The 24,376-nt window shown below is 36.3% G+C and carries 21 protein-coding genes and 2 tRNA genes; 8 read left to right on the top strand and 15 right to left on the bottom strand.

All coding sequences use genetic code 11. The features are described 5' to 3' along the window. Positions 1–36 precede the first annotated feature (36 nt). From KORDIASMS9_RS07875 to KORDIASMS9_RS07845, 7 genes are all read right to left on the bottom strand, one after another. A complete protein-coding gene (locus KORDIASMS9_RS07875) occupies positions 37–522 on the bottom strand; it encodes a biopolymer transporter ExbD (protein WP_114902319.1) in 486 nt (161 codons plus the stop codon). Positions 523–535: 13 nt separating this feature from the next. Beyond that, positions 536–1,156, bottom strand: a complete 621-nt coding sequence (locus tag KORDIASMS9_RS07870; RefSeq protein WP_114902318.1) for a biopolymer transporter ExbD — start codon at positions 1,154–1,156, stop codon at positions 536–538. 3 nt (positions 1,157–1,159) lie between these two features. Then, positions 1,160–1,570, bottom strand: a complete 411-nt coding sequence (locus KORDIASMS9_RS07865) for a hypothetical protein (protein ID WP_114902317.1) — start codon at positions 1,568–1,570, stop codon at positions 1,160–1,162. Between the two features lie 30 nt (positions 1,571–1,600). Beyond that, positions 1,601–2,332 carry a MotA/TolQ/ExbB proton channel family protein gene (locus KORDIASMS9_RS07860; RefSeq protein ID WP_114902316.1) on the bottom strand — a complete coding sequence of 244 codons (732 nt, stop codon included), beginning with the start codon at positions 2,330–2,332 and terminating at the stop codon, positions 1,601–1,603. Positions 2,333–2,408: 76 nt separating this feature from the next. Then, positions 2,409–2,496, bottom strand: a tRNA-Ser gene (locus tag KORDIASMS9_RS07855). A gap of 57 nt (positions 2,497–2,553) precedes the next feature. After that, the gene (locus KORDIASMS9_RS07850) at positions 2,554–3,582 is read right to left on the bottom strand and encodes an asparaginase (protein ID WP_114902315.1); all 1,029 of its coding nucleotides are present in this window, start codon (positions 3,580–3,582) and stop codon (positions 2,554–2,556) included. A 91-nt stretch (positions 3,583–3,673) separates the two neighbouring features. Then, positions 3,674–4,441 (bottom strand): TatD family hydrolase, encoded by a 768-nt coding sequence (locus KORDIASMS9_RS07845; protein WP_114902314.1) that lies wholly within the window; start codon positions 4,439–4,441, stop codon positions 3,674–3,676. A gap of 194 nt (positions 4,442–4,635) precedes the next feature. On the opposite strand from KORDIASMS9_RS07845, the gene KORDIASMS9_RS07840 reads away from it, so the two are divergent. Continuing rightward, positions 4,636–5,076, top strand: a complete 441-nt coding sequence (locus tag KORDIASMS9_RS07840) for a retropepsin-like aspartic protease (RefSeq protein ID WP_114902313.1) — start codon at positions 4,636–4,638, stop codon at positions 5,074–5,076. A gap of 450 nt (positions 5,077–5,526) precedes the next feature. Here the strand turns inward: KORDIASMS9_RS07840 and KORDIASMS9_RS07835 are convergent, their stop codons facing one another. The 3 genes from KORDIASMS9_RS07835 to KORDIASMS9_RS07825 all read right to left on the bottom strand — a co-directional run bounded on the left by KORDIASMS9_RS07835 (position 5,527) and on the right by KORDIASMS9_RS07825 (position 12,056). Beyond that, on the bottom strand, positions 5,527–7,560 hold the full coding sequence (locus tag KORDIASMS9_RS07835; RefSeq protein WP_114902312.1) for a carboxypeptidase-like regulatory domain-containing protein: 2,034 nt from the start codon (positions 7,558–7,560) through the stop codon (positions 5,527–5,529). A gap of 391 nt (positions 7,561–7,951) precedes the next feature. Then, on the bottom strand, positions 7,952–9,175 hold the full coding sequence (odhB, locus tag KORDIASMS9_RS07830; RefSeq protein WP_114902311.1) for a 2-oxoglutarate dehydrogenase complex dihydrolipoyllysine-residue succinyltransferase: 1,224 nt from the start codon (positions 9,173–9,175) through the stop codon (positions 7,952–7,954). A gap of 106 nt (positions 9,176–9,281) precedes the next feature. Next, positions 9,282–12,056, bottom strand: a complete 2,775-nt coding sequence (locus tag KORDIASMS9_RS07825) for a 2-oxoglutarate dehydrogenase E1 component (RefSeq protein ID WP_114902310.1) — start codon at positions 12,054–12,056, stop codon at positions 9,282–9,284. Between the two features lie 117 nt (positions 12,057–12,173). Between KORDIASMS9_RS07825 and KORDIASMS9_RS07820 the strand changes: the two genes are divergently transcribed. Then, on the top strand, positions 12,174–12,722 hold the full coding sequence (locus tag KORDIASMS9_RS07820) for an alpha-ketoglutarate decarboxylase (RefSeq protein WP_240321156.1): 549 nt from the start codon (positions 12,174–12,176) through the stop codon (positions 12,720–12,722). On the opposite strand, the gene KORDIASMS9_RS07815 is transcribed toward KORDIASMS9_RS07820, so the two are convergent. From KORDIASMS9_RS07815 to KORDIASMS9_RS07805, 4 genes are all read right to left on the bottom strand, one after another. Beyond that, positions 12,706–13,056 carry a hypothetical protein gene (locus KORDIASMS9_RS07815; protein WP_114902309.1) on the bottom strand — a complete coding sequence of 117 codons (351 nt, stop codon included), beginning with the start codon at positions 13,054–13,056 and terminating at the stop codon, positions 12,706–12,708. The two genes, KORDIASMS9_RS07820 and KORDIASMS9_RS07815, sit on opposite strands and share 17 nt — an antisense overlap. Positions 13,057–13,141: 85 nt before the next feature. Then, the gene (locus KORDIASMS9_RS23135; protein ID WP_162819815.1) at positions 13,142–13,300 is read right to left on the bottom strand and encodes a hypothetical protein; all 159 of its coding nucleotides are present in this window, start codon (positions 13,298–13,300) and stop codon (positions 13,142–13,144) included. 443 nt (positions 13,301–13,743) lie between these two features. Further along, a complete protein-coding gene (locus KORDIASMS9_RS07810; RefSeq protein WP_114902308.1) occupies positions 13,744–13,944 on the bottom strand; it encodes a hypothetical protein in 201 nt (66 codons plus the stop codon). A 141-nt stretch (positions 13,945–14,085) separates the two neighbouring features. After that, positions 14,086–14,167: transfer RNA gene (locus tag KORDIASMS9_RS07805), tRNA-Leu, on the bottom strand. 164 nt (positions 14,168–14,331) lie between these two features. Between KORDIASMS9_RS07805 and KORDIASMS9_RS07800 the strand changes: the two genes are divergently transcribed. The 3 genes from KORDIASMS9_RS07800 (at position 14,332) to pth (ending at position 16,787) form a co-directional block, all read left to right on the top strand. Next, positions 14,332–15,273: a ribose-phosphate pyrophosphokinase gene (locus KORDIASMS9_RS07800; RefSeq protein ID WP_114902307.1), complete on the top strand. Its 942-nt coding sequence runs from the start codon at positions 14,332–14,334 to the stop codon at positions 15,271–15,273. Between the two features lie 25 nt (positions 15,274–15,298). Further along, a complete protein-coding gene (locus tag KORDIASMS9_RS07795) occupies positions 15,299–15,892 on the top strand; it encodes a 50S ribosomal protein L25/general stress protein Ctc (protein WP_114902306.1) in 594 nt (197 codons plus the stop codon). Between the two features lie 250 nt (positions 15,893–16,142). Continuing rightward, positions 16,143–16,787 (top strand): aminoacyl-tRNA hydrolase, encoded by a 645-nt coding sequence (gene pth, locus KORDIASMS9_RS07790; protein WP_114902305.1) that lies wholly within the window; start codon positions 16,143–16,145, stop codon positions 16,785–16,787. A gap of 59 nt (positions 16,788–16,846) precedes the next feature. Here pth and KORDIASMS9_RS07785 read toward each other — a convergent pair whose 3' ends face one another. Continuing rightward, positions 16,847–20,191: a reprolysin-like metallopeptidase gene (locus KORDIASMS9_RS07785; RefSeq protein ID WP_114902304.1), complete on the bottom strand. Its 3,345-nt coding sequence runs from the start codon at positions 20,189–20,191 to the stop codon at positions 16,847–16,849. Positions 20,192–20,413: 222 nt separating this feature from the next. Between KORDIASMS9_RS07785 and KORDIASMS9_RS07780 the strand changes: the two genes are divergently transcribed. The 3 genes from KORDIASMS9_RS07780 (at position 20,414) to serS (ending at position 24,229) form a co-directional block, all read left to right on the top strand. Further along, positions 20,414–21,346 carry a bifunctional riboflavin kinase/FAD synthetase gene (locus KORDIASMS9_RS07780; protein WP_114902303.1) on the top strand — a complete coding sequence of 311 codons (933 nt, stop codon included), beginning with the start codon at positions 20,414–20,416 and terminating at the stop codon, positions 21,344–21,346. Continuing rightward, positions 21,336–22,757 carry an HTTM domain-containing protein gene (locus KORDIASMS9_RS07775; RefSeq protein WP_114902302.1) on the top strand — a complete coding sequence of 474 codons (1,422 nt, stop codon included), beginning with the start codon at positions 21,336–21,338 and terminating at the stop codon, positions 22,755–22,757. The genes KORDIASMS9_RS07780 and KORDIASMS9_RS07775 overlap by 11 nt, the downstream gene beginning before the upstream one ends. A 200-nt stretch (positions 22,758–22,957) precedes the next feature. Further along, on the top strand, positions 22,958–24,229 hold the full coding sequence (serS, locus tag KORDIASMS9_RS07770; RefSeq protein WP_114905182.1) for a serine--tRNA ligase: 1,272 nt from the start codon (positions 22,958–22,960) through the stop codon (positions 24,227–24,229). Positions 24,230–24,376: the final 147 nt, after the last annotated feature.

Genomic DNA, 24,376 nt, shown 5'->3' with positions numbered 1-24,376 from the left:
TTGAAGAGTGCTTTTCTATATAAAATTTAAGATTTTCTATTTTTCATTATCACTAGCCTCACCTGTTCTGGTGGTATAGTTAATTTTCAATGCGTTAATCTCACGAAGTTGTTGCTTAATATCAGCGACAAGACCCATATTGGTTTCTCCATCTACTTTTAAAGCAGTAGTGGCAACAAGTCTATATTCTTGACCAACTTCATTGTTCAACGTATTAAACCAGTAATCTTTGATTTCAGAAACATTCGCAAACTTATCATTTAACTGAATTTTTGCTTGTGTTCCCACGTCTTTCTGATAGCGTTCACTTGGTTTTCCAGCATAGATATAAATGATAGGATCATTTTTGTCTAACTTTTGCACCTGATCCGCATACGGAAACTTTTGTGCTACCTTGTAATCGTCTTTCTTAAACGTGGTTACCGTCATAAAGAAAAATAATAACATGAATACAATATCTGGTAACGCTGCTGTAGAAACTGGTGGCAATTCACCACTTTTTTTCTTTTTAAATTTAGACATAGTAACTACGTTTTTAATTAGTATTTGTTTCTGCTTCAGATATCTTTAGTGGAAATAATTCTTTAATTACATCCATCTTTTTCTTCAAATCTTCTTTTACAGCTTCTGGTATTTGTGGATCTGCTGCCGTAGCTAACATTTCCGTATAATCTCTTTTGTACAATCGTTGTGATTCACGATTACGCAATTCATTATATGCACCCACAAGCTCATTTTGTACAGACATAAACGTCTTATAATTTGTTTCCCTATCATTTCTAACAGAGATGATCGCTTTGTTTGGATGATCTGAAGATTCTGGATCTTTTTTACCTTTACAATAGGTACAACTCTCTCCTTTTTCGTTAGTTCCTCCACCGTTATCGAGAAAATCGATTGCGGCTTTACGCAAATCTTTCATCTCCATAACTTCTTCTTCAACCAAAAGATCATTGTTTTTATTTACCAATACGGTAAATAAGTTCTTTTGTTTGATGATTGGTGGCGTTACTCCAGGAGGCGGCATTGGTGGTAACTTTCTGTTAATCCCTTTGTCCTCCTCGAATGTCGTTGTTACTAAGAAAAAGATAAGAAGTAAGAATGCGATGTCTGCCATCGATCCTGCATTTACTTCTGGTATGTTTCTTCTTCCCATAATTTATTTATTAAGTGCTTTTTTGATTCCAAATCCAATCATTGATAGGATTGCTATTGACGCTAAGAAATAGAACATGTAAATTCCTGTTCCTACTAATTTAGAATCGCTTGCATCAACTTGAATATCTCCTACTTGCGTTGGTGTTTCACCCGCTGATACATAAGATAATATAGCGATAATTGCAAAAACTGCTAGTGAAATCAATGACTTCTTTAAAGCCTGTGGATTTGTAGCCAAGTTTTTCAGTCCAAAGAATAATGCAATTGCAGCAGTTACAATAACCAATACTTCACCTGCAATAATCATTCCATTTCCAGTAGACTTGTCCGCAAGTATCATAATATATAGAATTGCTCCTATAAGTGCTATTACGGCAATTACGACTGTTAATATTATTTTTAATGTTTTCATATTATATTGTATTGTATAAAGTTGATAGTATTATTTCTTGTAACGAACCAATAAATCTATTAAAGAAATAGATGAATCTTCCATGTCGTTTACAATACTATCAATCTTTGCAATAATATAGTTATAGAAAATTTGAAGAATAATACCTACAATCAAACCAAATACTGTAGTTAATAAGGCTACCTGAATAGAACTCGCAATTAACGAAGCATCTAAAGAACCTACAGCTGCAATTTTATCGAAGGCTTGAATCATACCAATTACCGTTCCCATGAAACCAAGCATTGGTGCAATGGCGATGAATAAGGAAATCCAAGATACGTTTCTTTCTAATTGTCCCATTTGAACTCCACCGTAAGCAACTACTGCTTTTTCAGCGTTATCAACACCTTCATCCATACGGTCTAATCCTTGGTAGAAAATAGACGCAACTGGTCCTTTCGTGTTTCTTGCTACTTCTTTTGCAGCTTCTACACCACCACTTGCTAAAGCATTTTCAACATTTGCTAATAACTTCTTGTTATTTGTTGATGCCATATTTAAGTAGATGATTCTTTCAATACATATTGCTAATCCTAGGATAAGACATAATAGTACAATTCCCATGAACCCAGGTCCACCTTTGATAAAATAATCTTTTAATATTTGGTGAATACCTTGATCAGCATTAGCTGTTGCTTCAGCTGCATCTTGTGCAGTTGCTACACCTACATTTAAAATCGTTAACATGGCTACAGCCATAATAGAAAATCCTTTTTTCATTTCTCTTGAACTTAAATTTTGTTAGTTAATCGGGTTAAAGATATAAAAATTTATAATAATGTGCGATATTTTTATGCAGAGAGGAAGGGATTCGAACCCTCGATACGGTTATGCCGCATACACACTTTCCAGGCGTGCGCCTTCGACCACTCGGCCACCTCTCTAAATCGTCGAGCAAATAACAAAAAATATTTTAGTTTTTGAAATATATCTAGTTATTTTTAGGACATTTCACCTCTTATTTGTGTTTCGAACACCGTTTTAAAGGTTGTTACGTCCATTTTCTTCCCAAGAAGATACATGAGTTTCGTCACTGCAGCTTCCGTTGTGATGTCTTTACCACTGACTATTGCTAGGTTTTTTAAGGCTACACTTGTTTCGTATTGTCCCATGATGACTTTGCCACCGGAACACTGCGTAACATTCACAATAATTATACCTTTTTCCTTTATTTTTTGCAGAAAAGCTAAAAACCATGCTTCTGTAGGCGCATTTCCGGCTCCATACGTCTCTAAAATGATCGCTTTTATCGTTGTTGATGCTAAAAAACCCTCTAAACTTGCCCTTGTTATTCCTGGAAATAATTTTATTAACGCAATGCTATTGTCTATTTTTTTATGAACTTTAAATGGTTTTTTTGGCTCAGAACGGCGTAAATTTTCTTTGAAAATTTTTAAATGCACACCTGATTCAGCCAAAGGTGGATAATTGAGCGAAGCAAATGCTTCAAAATGCTCTGCATTTATTTTGGTCGTGCGATTGGCTCTGTATAATTTATATTCAAAGTATAAACCCACTTCTGTAATTTGTGGATTGCCATATTCATCCTGCAAAGAAGCCAATTGAATAGAGGTGATCAAGTTTTCTTTTGCATCGGTACGCAAATCTCCAATAGGCAATTGTGAACCTGTGAAAATAACTGGTTTGGCTAAGTTTTCTAACATAAAGCTCAACGCTGAACTTGAATAACTCATAGTATCGCTTCCATGGAGCACCACAAAACCATCAAAATCAGCATAGTTACTTTCAATAATGGTAGCCATTTTTACCCAATAGGTTGGATTCATGTCTGAGGAATCTATCGGATCTTTAAAAGCAATCGTTTCTATATCGCAATCCAAATGCGAAAGCTCAGGAATTCGCTCCCACAGTTTTTTAAAGTTAAACGCCCTGAGTGCGCCAGTTTCAAAATCCTTGATCATTCCAATGGTTCCACCTGTGTATATGAGTAAAATTTTTGGTTGTTTCATTTGGTTGGTGTTGGGTATTAGGTGTTAGGTCGCTTCGCTTTTGGGTTTTTGTTGATTCGTTAATTTGATATTTATAAGTTCCAATTAATTTTCAAACTCCAAAGATAGCTTTTGAATTTTTAGTGGTGATTTCGGCGATTTCTTCTATAGATTTTTCATAGATAGAAGCCACTTTTTCAAGGACGTTCATCACATAACTGCTTTCGTTTCGCTTTCCTCTAAACGGTGTTGGTGCTAAATACGGCGCATCGGTTTCTAAAACAATGTGTTCTAGGGGAATTTCGTTCAAAAATTTATCAATTTTCCCGTTTTTAAACGTCACCACGCCGCCAATTCCCAATTTCATCTGGTATCCAATTGCTTCTTCTGCTTGTGCTTTCGTTCCAGTAAAGCAATGAAAGATCCCAAATAAAGCATCGTCTTTTTCTTTTTCCAAGACTTCAAATACTTCATCAAACGCATCACGACAGTGAATTACAATTGGCAACTTGTATTTTTTTGCCAGTTGAATTTGATATTGAAACGCTTCTTGCTGTGCTACTAAGAACGTTTTATCCCAGTATAAATCAATTCCTATTTCACCTACTGCACAAAATTTTCGTTTTTCTAATAAGGCTTCTACATGCGCCAATTCTTCTTTGTAATTTTCTTTTACATGCGTTGGATGCAATCCTGACATTAAAAATACTTCGTTTGGATAGTCTTTTTCCAACTGAAACATGCGTTCTGTATATGCTGAATCAATAGCAGGCACAAAAAAGCGTTGTACGCCATTTTGCAAAGCACGTTGCATCATTTCGTCTCTATCTTCATCAAAGGCTTCACTATATAAATGTGTGTGTGTATCAGTAATTATCATGCCGCAAAAATAGTATTTTCAAAAAGAATTTTACGGACTATCATTTTAAAAAGGTTTTCTTTTTTTAGCTTTATTTATCAAAGACTCGCGTTTTGATTTGTATTTTTGTATTGAACTTGTTTACTCTTTTAAGATGTAAGCGAAAATTAGACATTTTAAACGAGTTCACTAAATACAATTATACATTTTTACGGATGAAGAAAAGTTTACGAAAGTTTTTACTGGATAAAGGATATAAGCGCATTAAGCTGAATAGAATTAATACGAATCATTACGAAGTAAAAGCGAAAATTAATGGTGTAGAAGGAAGTTTTATTTTAGATACCGGCGCTTCCACGTCTTGTGTAGGTTTTGAAGCCGTGAAAATTTTCAAACTAAAAGCCAAAGATTCTAAGATTAAAGCTGCAGGTGCAGGTGCAGTGAATATGGAAACGCAAATTTCTAAAAAGAATACGGTTCATATTGGAAAGTGGAAAAATAAAAAAGTTGCCCTAGTTTTGTTCAACTTAGACCATGTAAATACAGCCTTGACACAGCATGAAGCGAAACCTGTAAACGGAATTATTGGTGCCGATATTTTACGCACTGGAAAAGCTGTGATTGATTACAACAAGAATTGTTTGTATTTGAAGTGATTCTGTTAGACAAAACTAAAATAATACCAATTTTACGATAAGATGCAACTTAAAAAGCGAAGTTGCTTTGGCATTATAGAACGCTGCGAATGTTTTGCATCTTATAGTAGAATTGGCATAACTTCAATAACTGTCTTGAATGTTTTATTCTCGCTTTTAGTATTGATTCTAAAAGGAAAAAACAATTCCTTGGAGATTCCATCCTACGACGGAAGTAATTCGACTCAAGTATGAGTTGAAGTAAAAAAACAGGTAATTTTACGTATTGTTTGGCGTGCTTATTTTTGGGAATTTTACAGTATTATTAATCAAACTTATTTATTATGAATTCCCTAGCTCATCATAATAAACGATTTACCATACTTTTTGCCATACAAGTAATTTTATTGATTGCAGCGTTTTGTGTAAATGTATACGCATTGATCTAAAAATTGTTTCAATACATGCTACTTATCGTTGCGTTGTTGACGACGCTTGTGGCTGGTATTTAATTTTATCTAAGGTTACTTTTTGCTGATGCTTGTACAGTTTCACCACTTTAATCGTGCGTTCTTGATTTGGCGCGCCGTAGTTTGTGTATAGCGTGTATTTTAAATAGGTTGGATTGATGTTTTCTTCTTCTTCCAAGCTTTTAATATTTACAATCCAATCGCCTGTGATGTCTGCTTCATCAATGATATGTTCTTCCATGTGATATCCGTTTTTCGCTTCGTCCAACAAACGATCTTTGTTCGCAAGAATCGAATGTTCCCATGTGTAAAACTTCTTGGAAGGATTTACAAATTGCAATTCAAATTCCGCATTAGGTCGATTCCATTCTACTACTAATCGCACATCATATTTAAACGTTGCTTTGAGTAAGTTTGACGGAATGTCTTTGTAATCAAGCTCCACTCGGTGTCTGCGAAGCAATTGTTGCATTTCACTTAATAATGGTTTTTCAATGCCTGAGAAATCTATCGTTTCAAACGAATCTGTCAACATTTTCACATATAAATCCAATGATTCTTGATAGTTTCCTGCACGTTTGTACGCCAACGCCAAATCTCTGTATGATTGCGAAGCGTTTGGTAACAACGCTGCAATTCGCTGATAAACACTTTTCGCTAAGACAAATTCGTCCAATTCTTCTAGTTTATACGCCAAACTTTTCAACGCTCTTGGATTTTCTTCTGCCAATACTTCTATATTTTTTAAAATTGCTAAAGATTTATCTTTTCCCCATCTTTTAAAATATTCGGCTGTATCTAAATAATACGGAATGGTTTGACGCAATGAGTTTTGTTGTTGTTGCCCAAAAATCGTCATTGCCTGTTGGTAACTTTTTGCCGTTTCGAGTTCCAAAATGTACAATGGTTTTTCTTCCTTGTTCATAATAAGCGGAACAGCTTCTTTGTAATTGTTATTTGTTAGAAGTGCTGAATTGACCACATTTCCATTCGCATCTTTTTTTAAGAATCTATTTTTAGAGGTAATTAAAATCGTTGGTAATCCACCGTATAAAATGGTAGAATTTATAGATTTTAAGATGACAATATTATCAATAGTTCGCAATTCAATATCATCTACACTTCCGCGAAACGGAAATCCATCATAAAACACTTGTACTTGTTGTCCTCTAATGAGCATTAAAGTTTGCGAAGCTGATTCTATCGGCGTTGGATTGGTATTTCGAAGCATTTGCTGTGGAGAAATTCCATATCGCGGTCTTGTATTGACACCGCCATTGTATACAAACAAACCTGCCACACTTCCACGCAACACATCCGATGTATAAATGTGTTGAGGTCCAATATCCTCTGAATTTATTACAGTACTTGGACTAAACGTATCTAGGTTTACTGCTCCAAATCCGGTGTCGACATATTCTTTTTTCTTTTGTTTTTTCTTACCTTTTAAGGCAACTTCTTTGAGTAATTCTCTATCGGATTTTAGCGTGATATCTATCGGATTTCTGTCACGTACAACAACTTCCTTCGAATTCATTCCTAAATAATCAATTACTAAGGTATCACCAACTTTCGCAGCGATATCAAATTCACCATCAAAATTTGTATGTGCTGTAATGAAGGTATTTTTAATTTGAACTGAAGCATTTTGAATGGTCAAATCTTTTTCGGCAGCAACGACTCCTGTAATGGTATTTTTATTTTGTGATGCTTCGTCCATTTTTAAATATATCTTATCTGAAACAGACAAATACCGATCAAGTTTTGACATGACCGTTGTTACCGTTTTGTAGTTATTGGCAGAAAGTTGAAACGAATCTTGCCCACGAATCCAACCTTCATCAAAGGTAAGCGTGAATTTTCCCGAGACATCGGTCACAGCTTTTATATCTTTATCTGGAAATTCTACATTTACATGCGGAATTGGTTCATTAGTGTCTCTATCCAAAATATAGGCATCAATCGTAATTTCATATTGCGCAAATGCGGTACATGCAAAGAGAAATGATATGAGAATGGTAGCTGTTTTTTTCATAGCGATGGGTTTTTGGTATAATCTAAAAATAGCCTGTTTTTTCACGAGAAAAAGAAAACTATTTAATCTATCTAAATTACTGAAAATAAAGCATTAAAGCAACAATTAAACTCTTATAAAAAAGTTAATTTATTACGATTTTCAAACACTTCTCGATACTAATTTGTTGCACAAATTCACTCAAAGTGACGTTTGAGATGTGCGATTGACGATTTCAGATGTACGATTTTAGATTGTTGATTTATTTATAGGTTATTTTGATTCGTTATTGCGAGAATTGGACATTGAGCTTGGCAAATTATAAAATTTGTGGTAAGCTTTGACTTCAAATAAAAACAAAAAAAAGCGCAATCATTACAATCGCGCTCTGTACTTATATTTGAATATTTTTTTACAATTCTAATGCTTTTTTCACATTGTTGTCCATCAATAATTCAACAGGATTTTCTAGCGCTTCTTTTACAGCTACTAGGAATCCAACAGATTCTTTTCCGTCAATGATTCTGTGATCATACGACAACGCAACATACATAATTGGAAGAATAACCACTTGTCCATTGACTGCCATTGGTCTTTCTACAATGTTGTGCATTCCTAAAATTCCTGATTGTGGCGGATTGATTATTGGTGTTGATAACATACTGCCGAAAACGCCACCATTTGAAATGGTAAATGTTCCACCAGTCATTTCGTCCACTGTAATTTGTCCATCACGCGCACGAATTGCCAATCGTTTTACTTCCGATTCTACACCTCTAAACGATAAGTTTTCTGCATTTCTAATCACTGGAACCATCAACCCTTTTGGTCCAGAAACTGCAATACTGATGTCGCAGAAATCATAACTGATCATTTCTTTTCCATCAATCATAGAGTTTACTGCTGGATATAGTTTTAACGCTCTTACAATAGCTAAGGTAAAGAAAGACATAAATCCTAAACCTACACCGTGCTTTGCTTTGAACGTTTCTTTGTATTCTTTACGCAGTTCAAAAATTGGCTTCATGTTCACTTCGTTAAACGTAGTTAACATGGCTGTTTCATTCTTAGCAGATACTAAACGTTCCGCTACTTTTCTGCGCAACATTGATAATTTTTTACGCTCACTTCCGCGGGTTCCACCTGTTGGTGTTCCCATACTTGGTTGTGCTTTTACAGCGTCATCTTTGGTTACACGACCATCTTTTCCTGTTCCTGTTACTTCGTTGGCGCTCATGCCTTTTTCTGCCAATACTTTTTTCGCTGCTGGAGACGCAGTTCCTGTTGCGTATGTTTTTGTTGGTTCCGTTGCTTTTGGCGTTTCTGCTGGTTTTGGCGCTTCTGCTTTTGGAGCTTCCACTTTCTTTTCTTCTTTCGGCGCGTCACCAGTTGGTGCTTCGGCACTTGTATCAATCAGGCAAACTACTTGTCCTACTTCTACTTCATCGCCTTCTTCGGCTTTTAAGGTGATTGTTCCACTAGCTTCTGCTGGCAACTCTAAAGTTGCTTTGTCAGAATCAACCTCAGCAATTGCTTGGTCTTTTTCTACGTAATCGCCATCTGCTACTAACCATTCTGCAATTTCTACTGTAGTGATGGATTCTCCTGGCGAAGGAACTTTCATTTCTAAAATCATCGTGTTCTATATTTTAGTTTTTATTTTTTGTTTTTGTAGCGTCACTTCGGCAGGCTCGGTGACCGCTATTCGTATTTGCGCATTGAGCGTTATTGAAATACTATCCTTAACGCATATTGTTTTTCGTTTTGTCAAAAACGTATGCAATTACCTCTGCATGACGTCGTTTGGATCGTACGGAACTTCCTGCGGCTGGTGCTCCATAGAATCTTCTAGAGGCAACTCTAAAGTTTCGTATTTCGTCCATGTGCATGAGTAAGTGGCTGTACGCTCCCATGTTTCTTGGTTCTTCTTGTGCCCAAACTACATCATCGGCGTTGGTATATTTTGCGAGTATTTCTCTAATTTTTGTTTTTGGCAATGGAAATAATTGTTCCAATCGCACTAAAGCAACATCATCTTCTCTGCCTTGAGTTGCACGTTCTTCTAATAGATCATAATAGAATTTTCCTGTACAGAATACCAATGTTTTCACTTTTTTAGCATCTGCATTTACATCATCAATCAACGTTTGGAAGCTTCCATTTGTAAATTCTTCTACTGTAGAAACTGCTTTTGGCAAACGCAATAGACTTTTTGGTGTAAATACGATTAATGGTTTTCTAAAACCAGCCTTCATTTGACGACGCAGTAAGTGATAGAAGTTTGCAGGCGTTGTACAATCTGCCACAAACATATTGTCTTTGGCACATAATTGTAAATAGCGCTCCATACGCGCAGATGAATGTTCTGCTCCTTGACCTTCATAACCGTGCGGCAACAACATCACCAATCCGTTTTGTGTTTTCCATTTGTCTTCTGCTGAAGAAATGTATTGGTCAATCATAATTTGCGCTCCGTTGCTAAAGTCTCCAAATTGTGCTTCCCAAATGGTGAGCGTGTTTGGACTTGCCATGGCGTATCCATAATCAAATCCTACTACACCATATTCTGAAAGTAAGGAATTATAGATATAGAATTTCCCTTGATCTTCTGAAATGTGATCTAGTAACTTGATTTCTTCTTCTGATTCTTCCACTTTTACAACGGCGTGACGGTGCGAGAATGTTCCTCTTTCTACATCTTGTCCTGTGATTCGCACGTCAAATCCTTCTTCTAATAAAGAACCATACGCCAATGTTTCACCCATTCCCCAGTCAATCGCATTTTTTTCAAAAAACATTTTATGACGATCGGAAACAATACGATTTACTTTGCGTAAAAACTTTTTGTCTTCGGGTAATTTGGAAACCGTTTTGGCAATTTTTTCTAGTTTTTCTTTCGAATAACTCGTATCAATCTCTTTTGCCATTTCTTTTTCATCCACTCTTTCCAACCCTAAGTCGTTCCAAGCGTCTTGCATGAATGGCGTAATGACTGTTTTTTCTTCTTTACGAGAATCTTCAAGCTTTTCTTCAAGTTTGTCTTTGTATGCTTTCTCTAATTCTTTTACATAGTTTTCATCAATGACACCTTGTTTGCGTAGTTTTTCCGCGTAGATATCTCTTGGATTGCTATGTTTAGAAATTGCTTTGTATAGTTTTGGTTGTGTAAAACGCGGTTCATCACCTTCATTGTGTCCGTATTTACGATATCCTAATAAGTCAATGAATACATCGCGTTGGAACGTCATTCGGTATTCTAACGCAAATAACGCAGCGTGTACTACCGCTTCTGCAGCATCTGCATTGACGTGTAATACTGGTGAAAGCGTAACTTTTCCAACATCGGTACAATAGGTAGACGAACGCGCATCGAGATAGTTTGTGGTAAATCCAACTTGATTGTTGATGACAATATGAATGGTTCCGCCAGTTTTGTAACCGTCTAGTTGTGACATTTGAACGATTTCGTACACCAAGCCTTGTCCTGCAATCGCAGCATCACCGTGAATGACAATTGGCAATACTTCAGAGAAGTTATCTGCGTGATCTCTGTCTTGTTTTGCTCTTGCGATTCCTTCTACCACGGCACCAACCGTTTCTAAGTGCGAAGGATTTGGCGCAATGTTCATGTTGATTTTCTTTCCAGAATCTGTAATTCTATCAGCCGTTAATCCTAAGTGATATTTTACATCGCCATCAAAAATAGCCTCTTCATAGTCTTTTCCATCAAATTCACTAAAGATATTTTTAGCGGATTTTCCGAAGATATTTGTCAATACGTTTAAGCGACCTCTGTGCGCCATTCCTAAGACAAATTGTTTTACCCCATTATCTGCCGCTGCTTCTACAACTGCATCTAACGCAGGAATTAGAGATTCTCCACCTTCTAGCGAGAACCGTTTTTGCCCTACATATTTTGTGTGCAAGAAGTTTTCAAACGAAACTGCTTCATTTAGTTTTTTGAGAATGTGTTTTTTGGTATCGGCAGAAAATTTTGGGTGATTATCATTGACATTCAGCTTGTCTTGAATCCACTTGATTTGCGCTGGCTTTCGGATATACATATATTCGACACCGATGGATTCACAATAAATTCGCTCTAAATGTGCTACTATGTTTCGAAGTGTTGTTTTGCCAATACCTAAAATTTCGCCAGCTTCAAACGTTTTGTCCAAGTCGCTTTCGCTGAGTTCAAAGTTTGCTAAGGCTAAGGTAGGTTCGTATTTTCTACGTTCGCGGACGGGATTTGTTCGTGTGAATAAATGTCCACGCGTGCGATATCCATTGATGAGTCGAACAACATCAAATTCTTTTTTTACATTTTCTGGAATCACTTCTTTGGTGATTACCTGTGTTGTTTCTGCAATTTCTTCGCCACTGCTTTCTAATCCGAAATCGAATCCTTGAAAGAACGCGCGCCAACTTGGTTCTACACTATCTGGATTTTGTAAATATTGATCGTATAATTCAGCAAAATATGCTGTGTGTGCTGCATTTAAAAAGGAAAATCTATCCATGTTTTTACTTTCTTGTCTTGTTTCGACAAAATTTTATCAAAAATACAACTTTTGATAAAAACACATCACAAGTTTTTATATATATTTATGCATATAATCCATAAGCTTTTTTTATACATGAAAAAATCTGTTTTTTACTCCTCAAAAAGTGCTTTTTTACTGTTTTTCCTGCTGTTGTGTTCCTTTTCAGCATTTTCTCAAAATACGTCGAATGATTCACAACAAAACGGAAGTGATTTTTGGCAATATGTCCGTTATGGTGGCGGATTGGGTTTGAGTTTTGGGAACGGAATTTTTAGCGCCACGGTAGCACCAAGTGCTATTTATGATTTTAACAACCAGTTTTCTGCGGGTATTGCGTTGAATTATACCTATTTCAATGACGATGATTTTTTTAAATCGACGATTGTTGGTGGAAGTTTTATAGGATTGTTTAATCCATTGCCTGAAATTCAGCTTTCTAGCGAGTTTGAATATATGCACGTAAGTCGCAATTTTAATGATCCTATTTTTGAAGATGATAATTATTGGCAGCCTGCTGTGTTTTTTGGCATTGGTTATACTACTGACGTGATTACTGTGGGCGTGCGTTATAACGTTTTACACGATGATGAAAAGAGTATTTATGCAGATGCATTGGTGCCTTTTGTTAGAGTTTATTTTTAAACCACACTTTTTGCCATTCGCGTTGTAGCATTAAAAAGGCGACTTGTTCCGAAAGCACTACCATATCCGAACCATCCAATGCTTTTATTTTTGCTTCCGAAACATCCATAATGTAGAGTAGATTCAAATATTCCGCAAACTTTTCTTGAATGAGTTGGTATACAATTGCGTGCAATTCTCGTTGTAATGATTTTGGAGAAATAGTGGCAGGAAAAGTTTCTTCAATATTTGCGAGTGTAAAGTCTTTATTGAGTTGTTCAATGAGTTTTTCGTACAAGGCTTCTTTGGTAGCATCTGCTAATAGTGCCTCTATGTGTGTGTGCTTTTTTAGCATAAATACGAAGTTATGAAAATACTCCTTATGATGAATGATAAAGTCTTAAAATAATCAATAAAATAACAAGATATATTTGTTCAGATTATGATGAGTTTTCACCAAATTTGACATCTTTAATAGCATCCATTGCATCATAATAACCATAATTATAAATTGGAGTGTTTGCATCATTGGGTTCGCACATGACAAGACACATAAAGCTGTCGCTGCCTTTAATGTGTTTTTGATCTTTTTTACTCAATACTTGAACATTGTTAAGGCTTAAAATTGATTTTAACTTGATATAAATTTTTCATTCGGTAAAATTATAAACCAATTACGAAAAAAACCATGGTTAACATTTAAACAAAAGGAATTAAGGTAAGCAATCGTTATCACAATTAACACTTTTTTCTTCCCAAAGCCGTGAATATTTCCATTGCTTTTTGTTGCAATTATACATCTACCTCTTGTTCTTACAAAACTTCTGTTACATAAAGTCATCAAGGTTTTCTTTTAACCTTATTATTTAATTTTATGATTAACAATAACCCAAATAAAGAGCATAAGAAGAATAACGGAAGAGTTGAAACCTCCATTTTATTAGGCTAAACACCTAAAAAAAATAGTTGTAATTATTTAAGTAAGAAGCAAAAGAAAAGCAATCTGAAGACAGTGATAGTCGAAGATCGCCTTTTTTTATATTTAACAAAGACCATAATCTGAAAGAGTAACTGGCTCTGCATCTGTATCAACAGCATCCTCCAAAGGCATTTCATACCACCACCATTCAAGTTTGCATTCAGAATAGGAAAGTTCATAATATACACCTCCTTTTAAAGCTGTTTTGAGGTTAGAAATAGACTTTTTGTTAAGAACTAATGAATTAAGGTTTCTTTTTTTCATGGTATAAGATTTTGATTAAAAAAAAGAATTTACGAAAATAAGTCATGAATGAATTACGGAAAAACCATAGTTAACATTTAAAAACAGTGATTTTTATACACAAAAAAATCCCAACACAACTGTTAGGATTTTCACTTTGTGTACTCGAGGTGGGAATCGAACCCACACTCCCGAAAGAACTGGATTTTGAATCCAGCGCGTCTACCAATTCCGCCACTCGAGCATTTTTAACTTGGCAATTGTTTTAAAAGGAGTGCAAATTTATAAAATAATTTCAATTCTCAACTAAAAAAAGAAATAAAAGCTTTTAGAGTTGTATAAAATTTCTAAATTTGCACCTCATTTAACACAAGACAACAATCAACTAACTATTAAACAGCATACTAAATGTCCTACACTGTCCCAGAACCAAAGATTTTTGCCTGTACGCAGAGTGATGAACTTGCAAGAAAAATTGCAAAAGAGTACGGAGCAGATTTAGGAAAAGTAGTATTCTCAACGTATAGTGACGGCGAATTTCAGCCTTCGTTTGAAGAATCGGTTCGTGGTGCCAGAGTGTTTATCATAGGTTCTACGTTTCCAAACTCAGATCATTTGATGCAAATGTTGCTAATGTTAGATGCCGCTAAAAGAGCTTCGGCACGTCATATTACGGCCGTGCTTCCATATTTTGGGTGGGCACGACAAGATCGTAAAGACAAACCAAGAGTTCCAATTGGCGCAAAGTTGATTGCAAAGATGCTTGAAGTAGCAGGTGCAACGCGAATCATTACGATGGACTTGCACGCAGATCAAATTCAAGGATTCTTTGAAAAACCTGTAGACCATTTATTTGCTTCTACCGTGTTTTTACCATACTTGCGAAAGCTGAATTTGGACAAGCTTACCATTGCTTCTCCAGACATGGGAGGATCAAAAAGAGCCTATGCATATTCTAAGTTTTTAGAAAGCGACGTTGTTATTTGTTACAAGCAACGGAAAAAAGCCAATGTCATTTCACACATGGAATTAATTGGTGATGTAACAGGGAAAAATGTGGTGTTAGTAGATGATATGGTAGATACTGCCGGAACATTGACAAAAGCCGCAGAAGTGATGATGGAAAAAGGAGCATTATCAGTACGAGCAATCTGTACACATCCTATTTTATCAGGACAAGCGTATGAACGAATAGAAAATTCAAAATTAGAAGAATTAATTGTAACAGATTCTATTCCATTACGCCAAGAATCAAGCAAGATTAAAGTCGTAAGTTGTGCACATTTATTTGCAGATGTAATGCAAAGAGTACAAACAAACACTTCAATTAGCTCAAAGTTTTTAATGTAATTAAATATTAATATAAATACTCAAAATGAAATCAATTACAATCAACGGATCTCAAAGAGAAAGCGTGGGCAAAGTAGCAACGAAAGCCTTACGTAATGCTGGAAAGGTTCCTTGCGTATTATACGGAGGAGACAACCCATTACACTTTTCAGCAGAAGAATTATCATTTTCTAAATTGGTGTATACTCCAAATGCGCACACAGTTGTGATTGCATTAGAAGACGGTTCTACACAAAATGCTATTTTACAGGACATTCAATTTCACCCTGTAAGCGACAAGATTTTACATGTTGACTTCTACCGTTTATTCGACGATAAAGAAGTAACTATGGACATTCCTGTAGCTATTAAAGGAGCTGCACCTGGAGTGATGGCTGGTGGAGTATTACGTTTAAACAAGCGTAAACTTAGAGTAAAAGCATTACCTGCTAATTTACCTGATGCTATCGAAGCAGATGTTTCTGAATTAGAAATCGGAAACAAATTATATGTAACTTCTTTACAAAATGATAACTACAAATTATTACACGCTGATAACACAGTAGTTTGTCAAGTAAGAATTTCACGTGCTGCTATGAAAGCTGCGCAAGATGCTGCAAAAGCAGAAAAAGAAGCATAAAACGAATAGATTTTACAATCTCAATGAAAAGCATTCCGAAATGGAATGCTTTTTTTATTTTAGTGAAACTCAATTTTGACAAATCTTCAGATGAAGTCAAAATTGCAAGTTGAACTAATCCTGATGAAGATCAGGATCATAGGTTAAATGAATCTTGATGAAAATCAAGATCTCAAATAAAATTCAATTTTTAGCATACAGACTTGCCACAAGCCACAATACGTTTTACTTTTACACAAATTTTTACAGCATGCTTCAATTTTTCAGAAAACTACTCCGCAAAAAAACTGGAGGAAAAGCATCATTTAATATCGAAGAAACAGATCCTATGAAAAAATTTCTCATTGTAGGTTTAGGAAATATCGGAAGTGAATATGAAAACACACGCCATAATATCGGATTTAAAATACTAGACTTCTTTGCAAAAAAAGAAGAACTTACGTTTAAAACGGATAAGTTGGGCGATTTGACTACGTATAAATTCAAAGGAAGAACATTTATCTTTTTGAAACCAAGCACCTATATGAACCTCAGCGGAAAAGCCGTTCGCTATTGGATGACGAAAGAAAAAATTCCCATCGAAAATATATTAATTATTACAGACGATTTAAACCTTGAATTCGGAACAATTCGCGTAAAAACGAAAGGAAGCGATGGCGGACATAATGGCTTAAAAAGCGTACAAGCCTTGTTGAACACGACTAAATATCCACGTTTCCGCTTCGGAATTAGTGCCGAATTTGGCAAAGGAAGACAAGTAAATTATGTATTAGGCGAATGGACAACAGAAGAAAACGATCAACTCCCAGAACGACTAGAAAAGAGCGTAGAACTCATTAAATCCTTCGGAACTGCGGGCGTTTCAAATACGATGAACGCATTTAATGGAAAATAAAAAAGAGAGGCACTTTTTGCCTCTCTTTCTATAGTAGTTTAGTTAGGTATCTTTTATATTTAGCGTACAATCAATTTCTTCACAGTTACGCGTTCTCCATCATTTACACGAACCATATATAATCCCGCTTGCGCAGAACTAATATTTAATTCTTCTGTAAAATTGGTTGTATTGTCGTATTTCTTTGTGAAGATAGCACGACCGCGAATATCAAAAACATCAATCGTAATATCTTCAGAAGATGTCGATGTAAATTTCACAATGAATTTTCCACTTGTCGGATTTGGCCAAATTGCAAAATCTTCCAATTCATTTTCAACGGTTGATAATGTATTTTGAACAATGACACGGTAATCCTCTACTTCAGCATCAGCTCCATTCTCACAAGAAGTCGGGAATACAATCGTATTTCGAGATGTATATTTGGTTGACACACGCATAGTTGTAGCTCCTGTTAATGCAGAAGCTGGCACTAGAATCATCATCCCTGAATTTGCCGTTGGGCCGTTAGGTACATTATCTGCTTCTCCCAAATCGTATTCCTCTCCTGGATCATCAAAACTACAGTTCTGATTCCAATCAATCCATACTTTCGTTTGTGTTCTATAATTACCGTCTGTATTTGCATTTACGGTAATTGGGTACGATGACTCTTTCGTTACATTCGCAATATCAGTCGCCGTGTAATCACTATAACCTGATGGCTTTGCAGAAACTCTATTAATACTTTCAAAATTTACAAATGTAGTACTTGTTAGAAAGCTCGTATTTGCTACCGAAGCACATACCGCACAAGATTGTGTGGTAAACGAATACGTACTTGAATACGATACCGGCGCACATACATTAGAAATTCCAACTCTCCAATAATACGTAGTTGACTGCGCGAGTGACGATGGCGAATAGTTAGCGTTTGCTACTGTAGTTGATTCAATAATATTTGTAAATCCAGCATCTGTGGCAATTTCAATCAGATATCCATCAGACAATGTATTCACAGACCAACTAAAGTTAGAATTCGTTGGTAAATTTGTAGAATTATCAGACGGAGAAACCAATGTCACTGGCGGCAAACTGCTTGGAAATACATTCAGTGTCAAATCTGCTGATCTTGTCGTTCCTCCAGAAGTTCCTTGTGCAGCAAATAAGTATGTGGTCGGCGTGATAGCATTGGTATTAGAAATCGTCAAAGTTACAGGTGTTCCATCTACAGAAGCACTTGTTGGATTAAAAGTAGCCACTGCTCCAGTAGGCAAACTTACGGCAGAAAACGTAGTTGTTCCACTAAATCCGCCAAAAGCATTATACGTAAAATTATATACTGCATTTGCTGGCTGACAAGCAGTTTCTTCACTATTTGTAAATACCAAAGCGAAATCTGGCTCCACCAAATTGAAGTTAGCCGAATTCATCGCAAAGAAAATATTTCCTGCACCTTCTACAATCACTCTTGCTTGCGATGTTGGCGGTGTTACAGGCACTGTAACTTGCTGCGAGCCATCATTAGGCACATTCGTTGCTAATGTATATGGAAAAGTTGCGCCACCATCAATAGACATCAAAATATTCACGTTTGCTGTATTTACAGGTGCCGTATTGGTATTTGCTACGTTCCAGGTTACTGTTTGTGAAGTTCCCATTTCCCAACTTGTAGCTGCAGAAGTCTGAGAAGTTACGGTAAAAGGTCCTGCTGACGTAGTTACTTGAATATCCATCGTATCAAAACTAGATTGTCCTCCAAGTCCTGTTGCTGTGGGTTCTCTATCACGAACAGTCAAAGCCCAATTCATCGTTCTATTTACCGTTGCTACGGTTTCCCAAGCACTGTTAATTGTTGGATTTGTTTGTGTTAAATTTCCAGAAGCAACTCTGCTCAACTTCGGAATGTATCTATTTGGAGAACTTGTTGGCACTTGCGATCTGTTCATAGATCCATTAGAAACCGTTGGTCCAAATGAAGTATTGGTAACCTGTCCACTATCAGTTTGCTCCCAACAATAAGTTAGTGCATCTCCACTATCGGCATCAGTTGCCGTTCCTCGCAATACATATGCTGTTCCTTGCGGAATCACATGATCACTTCCTGCATTCGCATTTGGTGGATTATTTGCCAACGCTGGCGAATTGTTAGACTGCCAGCAAGTTCGAGTTACTAAGTTATCCAAAACTTGTCGAATACTGTGATAATGAAAATATGGATCACTATTTTGCTGTACATTATTTGCTCCTGTAATTCCAGCGTATGCCATGACGGTTGATCCACTTCCTGGCTCAGCATTTACGCCTGTTCCTTCAGTACTAAAAGCCCATGTGTGATTTGCTCCCATTTGGTGACCAATTTCATGTGCTACATAATCAACATCAAAAGTATCGCCTTCTGGAATACCATCTGCTGGAGAAGTATAAGCACTTCCTTTCTCTGTATCTGTAGAAGAAGCTGGATTATCATCCACACATACACAACCAATACAACCTGCGTTTCCACCACCACCAGAAGCACCGAACAAATGTCCAATATCATACGCGGCATTTCCAATAGAACCTGTTAAATAATTTTGAAGTTCTGTATTCCATGCACCTCCAGTTCCTACGTTTGCAGGAGAATATGGATCTGAATTTGGATTGGTAAATACTAAAGTATTGTTATTTGCAATTACTTCAAAAGTAACTGCCATATCTACTTCAAAAATAGCGTTTACACGCGTCATGGAAGCATTGATCGCTGCCATTGCATCTACGACAGCACCACCGTGATATTGTGTATATTCTCCTGTTACAGAAATAGCAATTCGGAACGTACGTAATGTTTGATCATCTGCATCTTCCAACTGTACATCGTCATCATTTTCCAATCGCGCTTGTACCTCATCAACAGTGGCACAATGAAAATCATTTACAGAACTCATGCGCGCATCTCTTGTGTATACTACATAATTTGTAACATCACTTCCAGCTGGCTGCATAAAAACTGTTGGTCTATCAACATATGAAATCATAGTTTGCACACCTTTGTGTGAAACACTCATACGAAGTTCGGCTCCATAGTTTTCTTGACTGTACCCAATATACGATTTAATGTCTGGATATTTTGCTGCCAATGCAGGTGCAAAAACAGTTGCTTCATATAGTTGAAAAGTTTCTAACGTTCCGTCAATTCCTGGAACTTGCACAGAAGTATTAGAATTAAACGCTGCCCCACGAATTGGTGCAGTACTAAGTTGTTGTTTGAAATTTTCAAAATTGAGCTCAAAGAAATTTACTTTCTGTTCTGATAAGTTTAATTTGGATACTGAAGTAGCATCGGTAACGGTTTGTAGCTTTTTCCAATCGTTGTTTTGAGCAAACCCAACGGAGGAAATCAAAAATAGACACGCCAACAAACCGAAGCATAATTTTTGCTTCATAGCTTTTTATTTAAGATTAGGGGTTAATTTTAAATGTCAAAAATCACTATTTTTACTCTAGTAACATAAAAATAGGCTTTTTTTTCGACGAAGCTAAACAATTGAAGCGACGAAGGAAATATTTTTATCCGTGAATGCACTTTTTATTGAAAATAGAAGATTACAATCAGAATATTTATTTTTTGTGAAAGAATTAAATAGCTTTGTAAAAAAGAATGCTTAGTGAATACCATAGATTTTTTTGACACATACAGAGCCAAAAATCCATCCGCAATTACCATTGGCACATTTGATGGTGTTCATGTAGGACATATAAAAATTATAAAAAATCTCATTGCCAAATCGGAAGGTTTGAACACGATGTTGCTCACTTTTTTTCCGCATCCGCGAATGGTCTTACAGCAAGATAGCAATATCAAACTCATCAACACCATTGAAGAACGCATTCAACTGTTAGAAGCAACAGGACTCGATACGCTGATTATTTATCCGTTTAACCGAGAATTTTCACGCTTAAAAGCACGCGATTTTGTGCGCGATTTCCTCATTAAACACTTACACCTAAAAAAAATCATTATCGGATACGATCATCGGTTTGGCAGAAACCGAACGGCAAACATTGATGATTTACGCGAATTTGGACAAGCATTCGACTTTAAAGTAGCAGAAATAAAAGCCAAAGAAATTGATGATATTACCATCAGCTCTACCAAAATTAGAAAAGCATTAGATGAAGGCGATATTACAACCGCAAACACCTATCTTGGATATGAATTTATGCTGACAGGAACGGTGATTTCTGGAAAAGGGTTGGGCAACACTATTCATTATCCAACAGCAAACATACATATCAAAGAAGCCTATAAACTCATTCCAAAGCAAGGTGTATACTTTGTAAAAAGTACGTTTGATGGACAAACAGTCTATGGAATGATGAACATTGGCACGAATCCGACTGTTTCAGGTACCAAGCAAACGATTGAAGTACATTTCTTTGATTTTGACCGTGATATTTATGGTGAAAAAATTCAAATCCGATTGTTAAAACGGCTGCGAGACGAACAAAAATTTGACTCTATTGAAGCGCTGCAAGCACAACTACAAAAAGACAAACAAACGTCCTTAGCACTAATTCCAAACGATCATGCTAACTAAATTCCTTTACAAACAAGTAGACAATACGTCACTCATTGTATTTCGAGTGTTTTTTGGTTTATTAATTGGTTTGGAAGGATTTGGCGCTATTGCCACAGGTTGGGTAAAACGCACCTTTATTGATCCTGAATTCACGTTTCCGTTTATTGGGTTTGAAGGTATTTTAACACCAATGCAGCAAACATTACAAAAACCATTATTAGATTTCAATTTATTTGGGATCGAATGGTTGAACATGGCAGAGTATACCTACGGCTTTTATTTTTATTTCGCTTTGATGGGAATTTGTGGTTTTCTCGTGATGATTGGCTATAAATACCGCTGGAGTATTGGAATTTTTACCATACTATGGACTGCTGTATATTTAATGCAAAAAACTTCGTACAACAATCATTACTATTTATTGGTGTTATTGTGTGTGTTTATGTGGATCGTTCCTGCGCATCAGTACCTTTCGGTTGATGTGAAAAAAAATCCTGCGCTGAAAAAAAATTATATGCCCAATTGGGTATTGGTAATTTTCATATTGCAACTATTTATTGTGTATACGTATGCTTCTGTGGCAAAAATGTATCCAGATTGGTGGTCGGGCGAAGTCACCACAAATTTAATGGCTGGACGTAAACACGTACCCATCGTTGGTGAATTTTTACAACAAAAGTGGATTCACAACATGCTTACCTATGTTGGCGTTGCTTTTGATTTGCTCGTAATTCCTGGTTTGTTGTGGAAACGTACCCGTGTATTTTTCTTTGTGTGTTCCATTGTATTCCATCTGTTCAACTCGTTTGTATTACACATTGGAATTTTCCCATACATGTCGTTAGCATTGTGTTTATTCTTCTTTGAACCAAAAACCATCCGCAACATCTTTATAAAGAAAAAAGAAATTTATACAGGAAATGAAGTAATTGTTGCACCATATAGCAAAATCATCGTTCCCATTTTTGTCATTTATTTTATTTCACAAATTCTTTTGCCATTGCGTCACTGGACGTATGAAGATGATGTATTATGGACCGAAGAAGGACATCGGTTGAGCTGGCGGATGATGCTGCGTTCCAAATCAGGACATGTGACGCTAAAAGTTGTCAATAAAGAAAATGGCGATATTACGTACGTTCGGCCAAAAGAATATACTTCTGAAAAACAAGCAAGACGTGTTGCGGTAAAACCAGACATGATGTGGCAATTTGTACAATTTTTGAAAAAAGAATTCGCCAAAAAAGGTTCCGATGTTGCCATTTACGCCAATGGTTTGGTGCAAGTGAACAATCATCCGCGACAACGACTTTTTAATCCAGATGTAGATTTGGCGGCGGAAGAATGGTCACACTTTTCGCATCACGATTGGTTATTGCCTTTTAAAAGCAAGTACGATCAAAAGAAGAAAAGAGGTTCGAAAAAATAATTTTCAATTTCCACACATTCTAAGCTAAAAAATACTACGTCTATTCTTCGAATTTGATTATTTTTGTGGCTTCATGAATCCGCGCGTTAAGGATTGAGGCATTGTTGAAGCTCCTCGCAGAGAGCGACTGCCGAAAGCCTGGCCAAAAGTATGCTGAGGTACTCGAAGCAAACTTTTGGAAACGCCAAAAACATAACAAAATGTTACAATTACAATTTATTAGAGAACACAAAGCCGAAATTATTGAAGCTTTGAAGAAGCGAAATTTTGATGCCACTGACGTTGTAAACGAAGTGGTTTCGTTGGATGAAGCACGCCGAAGTTTACAGGTGGAATTAGACAACACCTTAGCGTCCTCTAATAAATTATCGAAGGAAATTGGACAGTTGTTTAAAAGTGGAGAACGCCAAAAAGCAGAAATTTTACGTGAAAAAAGCTCGCAGTTAAAAGCAAAAGCGGAAGGTTTGAAAACGGAATTGAAAGCAAAGGAAGAAGCACTTCCTGAACTTTTATATACAATTCCAAATGTACCAAATGACTTAGTTCCTGCGGGAAATAGCGAAGAAGATAACGAAGAAGTGTTTCGCAAAGGTGAGATTCCTACGTTGCATGAAAATGCGCAACCACATTGGGAACTCGTAAAGAAATACGACATTATCGATTTTGAACTCGGAAATAAAATTGCAGGTGCTGGATTTCCTGTGTATAAAGGAAAAGGTGCGCGTTTGCAACGTGCGTTGATTCAGTATTTTTTAGATAAAAATACAGATGCTGGTTACACAGAATATCAAGTGCCACATTTGGTAAATGAAGCTTCTGGGTACGGAACAGGTCAGTTGCCAGACAAAGAAGGACAAATGTATCATGTAACTGCAGACGATTTGTATTTGATTCCCACAGCAGAAGTTCCGGTGACGAATATGTTTCGTGGCGATTTGCTAAAAGCGGAAGATTTGCCAATTTGTTGTACAGGCTACACACCGTGTTTTCGCCGTGAAGCAGGAAGTTACGGAGCGCATGTACGCGGATTGAATCGTTTGCATCAGTTTGACAAAGTGGAAATTGTACGTATTGAACGTCCTGAAAATTCGTATGCAGCATTAGACGGTATGGTAAATCACATCAAAGAAATGTTGGAAGAATTGAAACTTCCGTACCGAATTTTACGTTTGTGTGGTGGCGATTTAGGATTTACCGCAGCATTGACCTACGATTTTGAAGTATTTTCAACGGCGCAAGATCGTTGGTTGGAAATCAGTTCGGTATCTAACTTTGAAACCTTTCAAGCAAATCGTTTAAAACTCAGAATCAAAGATAAAGACGGTAAAAAACAATTAGCACATACATTAAACGGAAGTGCGTTGGCTTTGCCAAGAGTCTTAGCAGGAATCTTAGAAAATTACCAAACCGAAAACGGCATTGAAATTCCAGAAGTATTGCGCAAATACACAGGTTTCGATATGATTTCGTAACTATAAAACGATTAAAAATATACTTTTTTTAAACATCGACAATGTATTTTGTCGATGTTTTTTGCTTTTTGTCGATAATTTGATTAGATTTGTACTCCCAATTTTTAATCAAAATGTGGTGCGTAATCCATAGATTAATAGCTAGTA

Origin of the sequence: Kordia sp. SMS9 (assembly GCF_003352465.1) — a bacterium.
Classification (GTDB): Bacteria; Bacteroidota; Bacteroidia; order Flavobacteriales; family Flavobacteriaceae; genus Kordia.
The sequence above is the reverse complement of the archived record's forward strand: the minus strand, read 5'-3'. Positions and strand labels throughout refer to the sequence as shown.